This window comes from Okeania sp. SIO3B5, assembly GCF_010692555.1.
Taxonomy (GTDB): domain Bacteria; phylum Cyanobacteriota; class Cyanobacteriia; order Cyanobacteriales; family Microcoleaceae; genus Okeania.
In genome coordinates, this window is record NZ_JAAHHG010000268.1 from 1 (window position 1) to 13,533 (window position 13,533).

Consider the following 13,533-nt stretch of genomic DNA (forward strand, 5'->3'; position numbering starts at 1 on the left):
CTCTAATATTTAAGTTTTCCACTGCAATCATGTCATATTCTTTAACTAATTTATGAGCAGTCTTATAGTGAAAATCTTCTCTTTGTCTAGCTATATGTTGATGTAGTCTAGCTATTCTATTTTGTGCTTTTTTCCAATTATTAGACCCAATTTCTTTTCTAGCTGCTTTTTTTTGCTTTCTTGCTAAATTAGATTGAGATTTTCTATAAAAACTAGGAACAGAAACAGTCTCACCAGTATTAGTAGTCAAAAATTCTTTTAAGCCTACATCAATACCTACAGCAGTTTTGATATTTTCTGTCGAAATTAAACTAGGAACTGACTTATCTTCTAAGGTAAAACTTACATAATAACCATCAGCCTTTTTGGTTATAGTTGCAGTTTTCATCGTAAACCCATCTGGAATTGGTCTATGAACTATTACTGGAATAGCACCAAACCTCGTAGTAATTATTTGTTTTCCATCAAATTTAATTACTGCTTTGGGATGATTAACTCTACTGAAACAAAATGACCTTAACTTTCCTGATTTTTTAAATCTTGGTCGTCCTCCACGCTTACCAGTTTTATCGGGTATTAGCCAACGTTTCCAAGCTTTATCTAGCCTTTGTAAATTAATTTGTTGAACTTCGTATGGATATTTCCTTGTAATCAGGAAATAACTGTTTTGTCTGTTTAAGTGCTGATTGCTGAAAATAATAATCTGGTCTACTAGAAATTTCACCAATAGAACATGAAATTAATGAGCAACGGTCAACTTGACATCTAGTTCTATTTAACCAATCTAGTCTTTGGCCTAGAGCATAATTGTAATGCCTTCGCAACAGTTCTAGCCAACAATCAATTTTGACTGACTGTTCACAAGTAGGCTTAATTTTGTAGCAATGAGTAATTATCATAATTTTTATACTACTCTTTAGTGCTATATTTAAACAGCAATCGACACCTGTTTAATTTGCAGCTCGGCAATTCACCTCCCGTTAAATCAAAGATTATAACGGGAGACCCCGAGACCGTATCAAGTTGGGGAATTACTCAATAAATTTATCTGAGATTTTATCATGTTCACAACAGATTTACTGTGAGCGATCGCCCACTTATTAACGAAGTTAGAAGTCAGAAGTCAGAAGTCAGAAGTTAACCCACCCCCGCCCCTCCCAGGAGGGGAGCCAGGAGGGGAAGTAGGGGATTTGAGCAACTCTCCAAAAAATATTTCGCCTTAAAAGGCGGGGTTTTAGACCAATATTATTTTGATAAATTATTATTTTGATAAATTGAGATGATTTTCAATCTCAACAACAATTTTAGGGGTGTATCTCATATTTGCAAAAATACTTTTTTCCTATATATTCCCTGTTGCCAGATCAGCTGTTACCGAATTATTAATTATTAATTATTAATTATTAAATAATTCTGGTTTAAAGCCTCCTCTTTTAAGGAAAAAAAAAATAAATAATATCTCCTGATGTTCAATCCTCTCGGTTTTATAGCGCTGTGCGCAGGCAACAGGCAACAGGCAACAGGCAACAGGGGGAATGAATTGCTGATAATATAAGACTTTTAGCTATTTGGCCCCTCCTACAATTTGTAAATATACCAGCGCTCATTGCTATAACCAGAGGTAATTATCAATTATCCATTAATGAACTGTTGCCTAAAGCTTAGAAATTTGTACCTCACCAGTATGGTAATTGCTATATAAATTTTCAGAAATTATCAACAATAAATACCTCAAATAAATCCATTAAATCAAAGTAAAATTAAAGACAAAAAAGGGAAAGGCAGGAATAATTTGGCACTTGTTATATAATCACATTATTATCTGCCTTACTCCGTTAAATTTGAATACCTAATTGTATTGAAGCAATTCAATTTTTCTGATATCAATTCCCAAAAATAATGCTATACTTCCAATAAACTTAAGTTATTAAGTAATAATAATGATTCAATAATGAATGTAGAGGATTATCGGCATTAATCCAAAATATCTTATGCCTTTAAACCCTACTCCCTACTCCCTACTCCCAAGAAAATGTAGCAGAACTTTTGAGAAATGGTATTTAGGTATTTTCTAAACCTAAAGCTCTCCTGCGCTAACACGATTTCGTAAATTAATTAATTGTTCAATAGTTGTTTGAATTGAATGAAGAGCTGTGGCATCAGAAGATGCTTGCTTTGCTATATCTAATAAATAAATTGCTTCTGAAAGTTGACAATAAACTTCTTGGCTTCTAGTATTGGTTTGGCTGAAGTTGAAATGATACATAGTCAAATACCCCTAATACTCTACAATTTCATCATCTCCTAACTCGTGGAAAACCACATCCTTCAGTTGGTTCATCCTATCGGGTGATTATTATTTCGGATTAAGATTCAATATCGAGCATCACGCAAAAATATTTGATATTTTCTTAACATTGCCAATAGTCGTTAAGATCGAGAATATAAATAAACCGAAATACATTATTAGAGAAAAATAAATGGATCTAGTCAAACTCCAAAATTCATTGGACAATATCTCCTTTGCCATCTTGTTTGCCACAATGCTAATTTATTGGGTGGGTGCCGCTTTTCCTCGTATCCCCTATCTCTCAGTCTTGGGTTCTACCGGAATAGCGATCGCTAATCTCTGTATTGCAACCCTATTAGGGGCACGTTGGCTAGAAGCTGGCTATTTTCCCATTAGTAATTTGTACGAATCTCTATTTTTCCTGACTTGGGGACTTACTACTATTCACCTCATAGCTGAAAATATTAGTGGAAGTCGCCTGGTGGGAGTTTTTACATCTCCCTTGGCAATGGGTATTACTGCTTTTGCTGCCCTAACTTTGCCCTCCGGTATGCAGTTATCAGAACCTCTCGTGCCTGCTCTAAAATCTAATTGGTTGATGATGCACGTCAGTGTAATGATGTTGAGTTATGCCACTTTGATGGTGGGCTCTTTACTGGCGATCGCTTTTCTCATTGTTACCAGTGGCCAGAAAGTAGAGCTTAGTGGCAGTTCCTTTGGCACTCGTTCTGGAAGAAATAATCATTCTGTGAAGCTCTCAAAAAATTTGCAACTTCAAACAGAGGGAGCTAGCCTGAATGACATTGAGAATAATCATCAATCTTCTCCTCTATCTATAACAAATGGCCACAGTCAAACTGCCGTTTTAGAAATGGCCAGACCTACTCAAGCAGTGGAGACAGAAGAAACTCTTTCCCCTCAACGTTTGAGTATTGCCCAAACTTTAGATAACATTAGTTATCGTATTATCGGCTTAGGATTTCCCTTGTTGACTATTGGGATTATTGCCGGAGCAGTTTGGGCCAATGAAGCTTGGGGTGCTTATTGGAGTTGGGACCCGAAGGAAACTTGGGCCTTGATTACTTGGTTGGTATTTGCTGCCTATCTCCACGCTCGTATTACTAAAGGATGGCAAGGACGACGACCTGCTATTTTGGCTGCTACTGGATTTTTTGTAGTTTGGGTATGTTATTTAGGAGTAAATCTTTTGGGTAAAGGTTTACATTCTTATGGGTGGTTTTTTTAGGACTTTAGGGAGTAGGGAGTAGGGAGTAGGGAAAAAAAAGATTAGCCTTAAAAGCGTACTTCACGCTTCCTAAAAAGTGCTGTAAGTTTTAATGGCGTACTGGACTGACACAGCTAAAATGGTGCAATAAGTGTAGGTTGGGTTGAGGGACGATCTTCGGAGCTTATCCGTTAGGATAAACCCAACATTAGTAAGGTTTTGTTGGGTTTCCCTTCGGGAAGCTACGCTAACACTGCCGTTCAACCCAACCTACATTTTTAGGCGTGTCAGTCTAGTACAACATGAATTTTAAGCATAGAAATTAATTCTTGTTGTGCGTTAATCCCACATTTTGCACTACAAAATGTAGTGTTTAATAAGGAGTCAGGAGACAGGAGACAGGAGACAGAATTTGAGCAGAAAATCATAGCTGCCGTGATTGAGTAATTAATCAAGCAAGTATTTGTGTTTAATTATTTACTAGATTATTTACTAGGAATTTGATCGACGAAAAAAGTAATTGAGATGATTTATATAGTATAAATACTTACTAAGCCACAGATTTTTATAGTACTTTTAATATTACAAATTAAAGTGCAGAATGTGCGTTAATTATTAAGGTAAGATTAGCAAACAAAAATCTGAGTGCTAATGGCGATAAATCTAGGGTAATAAAATATGGAATCTGAAGTTACTTTACTAAATAATGATGATGTTTTGTCTACGAGTGCTAGTCTTTTAATGTTTCAATGTACATTTCAAGTAAGTGAATATATAACGATGATTTTGGCTAGATTGGAGTCGGAAAATTTATTTGAAGAAGGGCTAGAATGTCAATTATTAAGACCTGGTGATTATTGGAGAAAAGGAAAGGTAAAATTTCGTTTAGAATTTTTTCCAGAAACTGAAAAAGATTTATCTGAAGCTGTCGATCCTATTTCTCAACCCTCAGCTTACCCCATATTAACTTCTGATGAACAGCCACAGAATGTAGGAATGTGGAGTTAATACATTGAAGGCAGAAGGCAGGAGGCAGGAGGCATAAGGGAAAATTGTACGGGGATCTAACCCCAAACAATTTTAAGCACCCCCGTTGACGGCTATCCCTTATAAGGAACTCCTGAAAACCTTGTGGGAAGCAGGGGAGCAGGGTACCCACCCCTCACCCCTCCCAGGAGGGGAAAAAGGAGAAAGGAGAAAGAATCAATTTAGATAGGAAAAACTACTTAAGTTATCAAAAAAAAAGTACTTTTTAGTACACTTTTTCTCTGACAAAAACCTTTTAAAGACTTGAACATAACTTGTCTATGCGTGTCAATTTTTATGTTAAGAAAGATGTTTATAAAGCATAGGTTGACGGTGGGGTATTAAACCCATAAGGGAAAAGATAAAAAGGGAATAGAGTTCAACAATTAATAATTACCTCTCCTTGAAAAGAAGAGGCTTTAAACCTTAATTACTCAGTAAAGAATTGATAAATAAGAGTGTGATAATTGATTTAATTTTTTATTATTGGAAAGAAAGAAGGAAGAAGGAAGACGGAAGAAGGAAAAAATAATTCTGTGCCAGCTCAAATAAAATTGGTATAAAACTTAAAACTTAATGCCGTAAGCATTTCCTGCGGGATGCTACGCTTACCAGCAATTAAGTAATGAATAATTAGGGTTTGCTGAAAAAGTCTTATGGGTGAGGATAGGAGACAGGAGACAACCCACCCCTAACCCCTCCCAGGAGGGGGAGACAGGAGAAATGGGAATTTAGATGAGGTAGGAGCTAAGTTTTGTAAGAATAATTTTTCTGCCATAATCATCCTAAAATACTAGCTTTTTGAGCTTTTTAGACCGAAAAGCTTGCACTTTTTAAAGGCCAAAATAAGGCTGAAACCAATATCAGTCAATACTTTGAGATTTAATCAGCAAGCCCTAATTACTTCTCAGGTTTAGTCCGGGGACTTTAGCAGTAACTTTTTATTTAAACTCAATTTCAAAAGTTGCTTTTACCTTCCCCAAAATTAATGGCTGATAGCTGACGGCTGTTTGCGCAGCATTCCGGAGGAAATGCTTACCTAATACCTATGACATTAGAGATATTTTAGCAATGGAAAATGAAGATAATTTTCAACAAAAACGTTGCTCAGAACTTTTACTATATCTGGCTTTAAATATAGAAGACTTCCAAATATTACCCAAAATAAGATTAGAAATAGACCTACCTCAGACAATTATAGACGACATAAGAAAGTATTTTTTTGACTTATAAATCTGCCTATGAATATACTAACCAGATATTCCTAGAAATTTACCAACCTAACGCCTAAAACCTAAAACCTAAAACTTAAAACCTATGGCATGAGAGATATTTTAGCAATGAAAAAAGCACAAAATTTTCAAGAAAAACGTTGCTCAGAACTTTTACTATATCTGGCTTTAAATATAGAAGACTTCCAAATATTACCCAAAATCAAATTAGAAACAGACCTGCCTCAGACAATTATAGATGGGATAAGAAAGTATTTTTTAACTTATCAATATGCCTGTAAATATGCTAACCAGATATTCCTAGAAATTTACCAACCTAAAACCTAAAACCTAAAACCTATGGCATGAGAGATATTTTAGCAATGGAAAAAGCACAAAATTTTCAAGAAAAACGTTGCTCAGAACTTTTACTATATCTGGCTTTAAATATAGAAGACTTCCAAATATTACCCAAAATCAAATTAGAAACAGACCTGCCTCAGACAATTATAGATGGGATAAGAAAGTATTTTTTAACTTATCAATATGCCTGTGAATATGCTAACCAGATATTCCTAGAAATTTACCAACCTGGTGCAATAAAAAAATACTGTCAACAAAGCAAAATAGGCAAAAAATTACCAACTGCTTTCTATATTCATATCTCTGCGGTGGCACAACTTCATCCTTTATTACGACTCTACGAAAATTTAGCTCACCATTTATATCTCAAATCAATTTCTCAGCAGAAAGATGATACAAAAATCAGCACATTAATTAAATTTAACTTTGATAAACCCACAATTTCTTATCTCCACTATCCAGACTTCGATATTCACCCCCATCCGGCTTTAAAAACTAGCATTTCCATCAACATGAATAGTGGAAAAGTTGAGTATAGAAACTACCACAATAGTAAAAACCCCCCTGTGCTGCATCGCAAAGAAACCTTTGTGAATACTGACTATCCCCACTACCAAAAATTTGCTCAACTGACAAGTGCTGAAGTGAAATTAGGACTGTTAGATAATACTCGCTTAATTGGAACTCGCCAAGGATGGTTAACACACCTAAAAAATCATGGAATTGAAATTAAAGACCATCATGTAATTCAGCATACTATTGAAATACCAATTCCCAAAATAGAGCGCCACAAAGCAGCGATCGCCCGTAAACAAATTTCTAAACCAGTACGTTTAGGTTTAGAAGCAAATCTCTTTACAGAAGGAACAACCTTTTTTGATTATGGTTGTGGTTATGGTGGGGATATTAAACATATTGCTCAAAAAGGTTATCAAAGTGCAGGATGGGACCCCTATTATTTGCCCGATAATGCTTGTATTGCTGCTGATATTGTTAATCTTGGTTATGTAATTAATGTAATTGAATCTTTAGCAGAACGTAGGGAGGCTTTGATTAAAGCATGGGAGTTGACTAAACAAGTTTTAATTGTTTCCGCTATGGTATTAATTGATGACCATAAAACCCAGGATAAACTTGGTTATGGAGATGGCATAATTACAGCTCGTAATACTTTTCAAAAATATTATGAACAGGAAGAATTAAAGTCTTATATTGACCAAGTTTTGAATGTAGATTCTATCCCTATAGATTTAGGTATTTTCTTTGTATTTAGAGATGAAACACAGGGACAAAATTTTCGAGCATCTCGATTAAAAACTCGTTTATCTACCCCTAGAATTAACTCTCAAAATCAGAAATTTGTAGATTATGAAGAACAGCTTATTCCTTTGATGAATTTTATGAGCGATCGCGGTCGTCTTCCGGTGAGAGGAGAAATTGCTGAAGAGGCAGATTTAATTGCAGAATTTGGCAGTTTTCGTCGTGCATTTCGAGTAATTCTGCAAGCTACAAATCCTCTAGAATGGGACAAAATAACGGATAAACGTCGCCAAGATTTGTTAGTATATTTAGCTTTAACTAAATTTGGCAACCGTCCTAAATTTTCCCAATTAGCAGAAGTCGTCAGAAATGATATTAAAGCTTTATTTGGTAATTACACTCAAGGCTGTACATTAGCGGATTTAATGTTATTTAGTTTAGGTGATTCTGAATTAATTAATAAATGTTGTAAAAATAGTTCTATTGGTTATAAAACTTCTAACTCTCTGTTAGTTCATGTTTCTGCTGTAGCAAAACTCGATCCGTTATTACGACTTTATGAAGGTTGTGCTAATCGTACAATTGGTAGATTAAATGAGGCAACTATCATTAAATTTCATACAAAATTACCGATAATATCCTATTTGTTTTATCCCGACTTTGATACAGAAGCTCATCCAGTTTTGCATACAAGTATGCACATTAATTTACGAGATTTAAGTGTCAGTTATCAGAGTTATACAAATGAATATAATCCGCCAATTTTACATAGAAAAGATGCTTTAGTAACATCAGATTATCCAGAGTATGAAAAATTTGTTAAACTCACACAACAAGAAGAAGATAGAGGACTATTAAATGACTTGAAAAATATTCAAAACCGCATTGGTTGGCTCAAATGTTTAGAAGAAAATTGTACAGAAATTAAAGGTCATCGTGTTTATTGGCGCACTAATGTTAACCCTTATCGCTTAAAAATATTAAAATCTGCTCATGCTACTAGGAAACGAGAAAGAAAAAAACAACTATAGCGCTAGGGAATAGGGAATAGGGAATAGGGAATAGGGTTTTCGGTGCGGAAACCTTCAGCGAACAGGATGGGAAAATTTCCTAACCAATTCTTGTAATGCTATAAATCAGGAATGAATAAGCTATTGACTGAAGATGTTTTATAGTATTTCTCGGCGTTGGTGAATTTATACCATTTTGAAAAAAGAATGTTACGAATAATAAGAATCATAAATAAACTTTCAAATAAAGTCTATTTGACGAAAAAGATAATTTACAACATCAAAAATGGTATTAAATATATCCATTCATAATTCTGAATTCTGAATTCTGGATTCTAAGAAATACCCTAGCTATTTGTAGCAAACATTTATCAATTTGGTATTAGTTATGATTTTCGTGCTTAGGGAACAGGAAATAGGTAGGGACGTTGCATGCAACGTCCCTACAGTAAAGATTAGTTCCTTCATGGAGTGTGCTACGGCGCATAACTATCGTTAACACCCCTACTCCCTACTCCCTACTCCCTACTCCCTACTCCCTGTTCCCTAGAGCAATAAAACTTTGTACCTCATCAATTTGATAACTGCTGTAAAATAGTTAAGTCAAATATAACTAGAAAGCAATGAATAAATTATTTGAAAAAATAAATACTCAAGTAACGATTTTAGGAAGTCTTATTGCTATCCTTTGGATTTTACAAATTATTAATTCTGAACTTTTAGCAGGAACATTGAACAATTATGGCGGAATTCATCCTCAAAGTTCTATAGGATTTACACTAATTAGGAGTATTTTTTTAGCTCCATTTTTGCATGGTAGTTATGCTCACTTAATGGCTAATATTCCCCCATTAATTATTCTCGGTTGGTTAATTATGTTACGGGGATTTGATGATTTTTTCTTTGTGAGTATCGTTACTATAATAGTTAGTGGTTTAGGTATTTGGTGTGTCGGTGCTCCTAATTCTGTTCATATTGGTGCAAGTGGATTAATTTTTGGTTATTTTGGGTTTTTGCTACTCCGAAGTTTATTTGATTTCAGTGTTCTATCAGTAATATTCGCCTTAACTGCTGGTTTTCTTTATAGTGGTTTAATCTGGGGTATTTTGCCTTCCGATCCTAATATCTCTTGGGAAGCACACTTATTTGGTTTTTTGGGTGGAATATTCGCAGCTCAACTTTTGGGTAAACGTAAAAAAAATACTTAGGGTTTGCTGATTAAATCTCAAAGCACTGATATGTAAAGTCTTTTTCATTAATTGATAATGGATAATGGATAATTGATAATTGATAATTACCTCTGGTTAAAACCGTTACGGAATTGAAAATAAGGAAATATTATTTCTTCTCTTGGTTGATTGGATATGGTTAGGAAACCCATCCATCCCTCAACCGCTTTTTTCCCCTTAAAAGGGGAGGCTTTAAACCAGAATTGTTTAATTATTAATAATTAATAATTAATAATTCGGTAAGCATTCAGCTAATAGCTGAATGCTTATATTAGCCTTTTTAGGTATTGAAAAAGTATAGCAATGTGCGCTGGCATATTTAGGGCTTGCTGATTAAATCTAAAAGCATTTACAGATAAAGCTTTTAGCCTTTTTTGGTCTAGAAATTGTACCAGGTTTTTAGCTCAAAGAGCTGCATAAAGGAGCGGATTTTCGGGTGAGGGGGGCAGAACAATCACTCTTGCTATCAGAAAAGAGGGAGTAGGGAACCCACCCCTCGCCCCTCCCCCTCCGGTGGAAGGGAAGAATTGATAATTTCTTTGGGATAATTGATTTTATTTTTTATTATTGGATAAGTATGATAATTTAGGGGAAAAGACTATGAAATACTTGACAATATGACCAAACTTGTACTCCTCAATATTTTTCTCTGGCGACAATGAATTAGCCCTGACTTTCAACAATTATTAATTATTGCTCTGCTGATTAAATATAAAAGTCTTTACTGATATTGGTTTTAGGCTTTTTAGGTAGTGAAAAAATACCCCTGAACTCCCCTAAGAATGCTCAAAAATTAAGTATTTGGGTAAGAATAGGGTAGACTTGGGCCTGGGATAATTTTTCTTTTGTATGTCTTCTACAACCCCTGATTCCTCTTGAGTTTTCACTACTCCCTACTCCCTACTCCCTACTCCCTACTCCCAGTCGAGCGCAAAAAGACTTTTTCAGCAAGCCCTAATTATTAATTATTAATTATTAATTATTAATTATTAATTGTTGAAGCCTTCCTTCTTCAGTAAAATAAGGATAAAAAAATGTCGATAAACTGCCCAGTGTGTGGCGCAGAAAATTCTGATACTGCCATTACCTGCCTCGCTTGTGGTTGCCCTTTAACTAATATAAATTCTGTAGGATATCAACTTCCTAGTGGCACTTTACTCCAGCAAGGTAAATATAGAATAGAAAAAACATTAGGTGAGGGTGGTTTTGGCATTACTTACAAAGCAACTGATTTAGAAAATTTTACTGATGTTGCTATTAAAGAACTTTGCCCAGATAAATTTCTGAGACATGGCATAAATATTATTTGGCCTCCCTCTATTACTGCCAAAATTAAGCAGGAACAAATCCAAAAATTTAAGATAGAAGCAGAATATTTACAAAAATGTATCCATCCCAATATTGTCAGAGTCATTAATTGGTTTGAAGCTCACAATACAGCTTATTTAGTAATGGAATTTGTCAGAGGTAAACCTCTATCTAAAATTTTGCAAGAAAAAGGTAAACTGCCAGAAAATATTGTCAAAAAATATTTTATTCAAATAACCGAAGCTTTACAATTGGTTCATGCCAATAACTTCCTACATCGCGATATTAAACCGGATAATATTATTATTAATTCCCTAGATAAGGCTATCCTGATTGATTTTGGTTCCGCCAGAGAATTTTTGGCAGGTTTCACTAATAAAATGACCTCCATGCTGACGCCTGGATATGCACCAATAGAACAATATACTAACTTCGGCAAACCCAATCCTAGTACAGATTTATATGCTGTTTGTGCTTCAATTTATCATGCTTTAACAGGTAAATTACCAGTAGCATCACCTGGTAGATTAAGTTCAGAAACTTTGATTTCTCCACGGCAAATAGAACCATCGATTCGTCCCGAAATAGAACAAATTATTTTAACAGGAATGAAGATGGAAATAGAGGAACGTTTTCAAAGTGCTGAGGAATTAATTGATGCCCTTAAAGATAAGTTTATTTCTCAAGAATTAAGGCAAGCTAGAAAGGTTTTAAAACAAGGAAATTTGACAGAAGCAGTCACTGCTTATCAACAATGTTTGTTAAAAGAACCCGATAATGGCATAGCAGCAGTAGAGTTGGCAATGATATTAGTTTATATTGACGATCGCCAAGGTATTTTTGCTGCCGAGCGAGCTATTAAAATTAATCCCAATGATGGTAGAGGTTATGGAGTTTTAGGATTGATTAATTGTCGTCAAGAAAATTGGATACAGGCAGTTCAACAGTTAGAAAAAGCTGTAAAATTATCTCCAGAAGAATCCTGGATACAGGCTAACTTTGCTTGGAGTTTAGCAAAAATGTCTAGATGGAAGGAAGCATTAATAGTATGCGATCGCTCCTTAAAAATAGATAGTAATTCTGCTTTTGCATTAGGGTTAAAAAGCTGGATTTTAGCTAATAAAAAACAATGTTCAAGAATTTAGAATTTAGAATTTAGAATTTAGAATTACCTCTTAAATTTTTTTATTTGTATCTGCGAAAAAATTGAAGCTCTTCTGCTTTCCTTTAAGGAATCCATTTCATTTATTACTTTATTTACCAAACTTAAAATATTTTTGACTTCCTTATGCTCTACTCCTATTTTTTCCTTAAAATTGGGAATTTTTATGCCATTACTAGCTTCATTTAACAAGTTATTTAATAGAACGATTTCAAGTTTGGATAAGCTAATTATTATCTGGCTTTCACCAGACTCTTTAATTTCTTGCAGAATAGATTCAAAGAAACCACTAGCTAGCCTTGGAGATACGGTAACTCTTGTTTCAAAACCACCGTCTTCTAGGACAAGCTGAACTTCTTTAAGAATATTTTGAAAAATTTCTATATCTTCAAGCGATAATTGAATTTCTGCTTTTTTATATGTTATTTGAGCAATCTTCATCAGAATTTTTATACTTGATAATGTAGCAATATTTTATCAAATTAGTATAAGAGCTTTATTGTCATTAATTAAGCGGAGATGATATTAACTGTTTAAATTCATTAATATTACCTTTTTTATGGGAGCATAGAAAAATTTAAAATGGAATTTCTTCATCAAAACCAGACTCATTTTCCCGTTCTTGAGATTCGGCAAAAATTGCCTCTGCTTGTTTAATTTTTTCAAAAATTGTTGCCCTAGAATAAGGTCGTTTTTTCATCAGTCGATTAATTTTATATTTAGCTTTAATTGCCTCTCGATATTCTTGAGAAATAGTTTCTTTCGGCCAATTCAGATCACTAGCTTTGATAATTGGTAGTCGAGAACCTAATTTTTCTATTGGCATTTCTGGTAATCGTAAGAGAAAATATTCTCGTCTACGTCTGATATTTTCAGCTCGATTTTCAATTTCTGCTAATACACCTAATAACTGACTAGGATGATGTTCAGAAATAGCGACTAGAACCTCAATATCATCTAAGGGAATACCTAAACTTTTTGCTTTGACTAAAAATTCATCTGGAATATGATTTATGATGGGAGGATTAATGGCAGCAGAGATTTCTGCCATAGCTTTTTTGATAGTTTCTTTAGCAAATTCAACTGTTTGATGATTAGCTTGACTTGTCGATTTTTCACTGACAATATCTTCTAATTGTTGGGTAGCATTTGTTAATAACTGAATTGCTTTTTTGAGATGTTCGTAATCCATTTTTACCGAATAATTAAGGTTTAAAGCCTCTCCTTTATAAGTCAAAATTCAAAAGTCAAAAGTCAAAAGTCAAAAGTAAGAAGTAATAAGAATTTCAAGGAGAGGTAATTATTAATTAGGGTTTGCGCTCAAAAGTCTTTTTGTTGAGGTAGGAGTCAGGAGACAACCCACCCCTCGCCCCTCCCAGGAGGGGGAGACAGGAGAAATGGCTTGGGAGCGAGGAGGTAGGAGTAAGAATTTTCCCAAGATTGTTCTGC

The 13,533-nt window shown here is 34.4% G+C and carries 12 protein-coding genes; 7 read left to right on the plus strand and 5 right to left on the minus strand.

The genetic code is table 11. From position 1 onward, the window contains the following. The 3 genes from F6K54_RS27490 to F6K54_RS27500 all read right to left on the minus strand — a co-directional run. Positions 1–724 (minus strand): transposase (locus F6K54_RS27490; protein WP_293084729.1); only part of this gene is annotated, 724 nt, incomplete at its 3' end. Then, complete coding sequence (locus F6K54_RS27495) at positions 615–899, minus strand: helix-turn-helix domain-containing protein (RefSeq protein ID WP_293084731.1); 285 nt, start codon at positions 897–899, stop codon at positions 615–617. The genes F6K54_RS27490 and F6K54_RS27495, both read right to left, overlap by 110 nt. A gap of 1,178 nt (positions 900–2,077) precedes the next feature. Further along, on the minus strand, positions 2,078–2,266 hold the full coding sequence (locus tag F6K54_RS27500; RefSeq protein ID WP_293084734.1) for a hypothetical protein: 189 nt from the start codon (positions 2,264–2,266) through the stop codon (positions 2,078–2,080). 214 nt (positions 2,267–2,480) lie between these two features. Here F6K54_RS27500 and ccsB point away from each other — a divergent pair, with 214 nt between their 5' ends. From ccsB to F6K54_RS27535, 7 genes are all read left to right on the plus strand, one after another. Next, positions 2,481–3,536 carry a c-type cytochrome biogenesis protein CcsB gene (ccsB, locus tag F6K54_RS27505; RefSeq protein ID WP_293084737.1) on the plus strand — a complete coding sequence of 352 codons (1,056 nt, stop codon included), beginning with the start codon at positions 2,481–2,483 and terminating at the stop codon, positions 3,534–3,536. A gap of 657 nt (positions 3,537–4,193) precedes the next feature. Continuing rightward, on the plus strand, positions 4,194–4,523 hold the full coding sequence (locus F6K54_RS27510; protein ID WP_293084740.1) for a KGK domain-containing protein: 330 nt from the start codon (positions 4,194–4,196) through the stop codon (positions 4,521–4,523). Between the two features lie 1,089 nt (positions 4,524–5,612). Further along, complete coding sequence (locus F6K54_RS27515; protein WP_293084743.1) at positions 5,613–5,774, plus strand: hypothetical protein; 162 nt, start codon at positions 5,613–5,615, stop codon at positions 5,772–5,774. Between the two features lie 107 nt (positions 5,775–5,881). After that, the gene (locus F6K54_RS27520) at positions 5,882–6,100 is read left to right on the plus strand and encodes a hypothetical protein (protein WP_293084746.1); all 219 of its coding nucleotides are present in this window, start codon (positions 5,882–5,884) and stop codon (positions 6,098–6,100) included. A 17-nt stretch (positions 6,101–6,117) separates the two neighbouring features. Continuing rightward, positions 6,118–8,406, plus strand: coding sequence for a DNA phosphorothioation-associated putative methyltransferase (locus F6K54_RS27525; protein ID WP_293084749.1), 2,289 nt, complete (start codon positions 6,118–6,120; stop codon positions 8,404–8,406). A 602-nt stretch (positions 8,407–9,008) separates the two neighbouring features. After that, positions 9,009–9,593 carry a rhomboid family intramembrane serine protease gene (locus tag F6K54_RS27530; protein ID WP_293084752.1) on the plus strand — a complete coding sequence of 195 codons (585 nt, stop codon included), beginning with the start codon at positions 9,009–9,011 and terminating at the stop codon, positions 9,591–9,593. 1,055 nt (positions 9,594–10,648) lie between these two features. Next, on the plus strand, positions 10,649–12,067 hold the full coding sequence (locus F6K54_RS27535) for a protein kinase (protein ID WP_293084755.1): 1,419 nt from the start codon (positions 10,649–10,651) through the stop codon (positions 12,065–12,067). A 23-nt stretch (positions 12,068–12,090) separates the two neighbouring features. On the opposite strand, the gene F6K54_RS27540 is transcribed toward F6K54_RS27535, so the two are convergent. After that, entirely contained in the window at positions 12,091–12,525 is a 435-nt protein-coding gene (locus F6K54_RS27540) for a hypothetical protein (RefSeq protein WP_293084758.1), read from the minus strand. A gap of 136 nt (positions 12,526–12,661) precedes the next feature. Next, positions 12,662–13,276 (minus strand): hypothetical protein, encoded by a 615-nt coding sequence (locus tag F6K54_RS27545; RefSeq protein WP_293084761.1) that lies wholly within the window; start codon positions 13,274–13,276, stop codon positions 12,662–12,664. Positions 13,277–13,533: the final 257 nt, after the last annotated feature.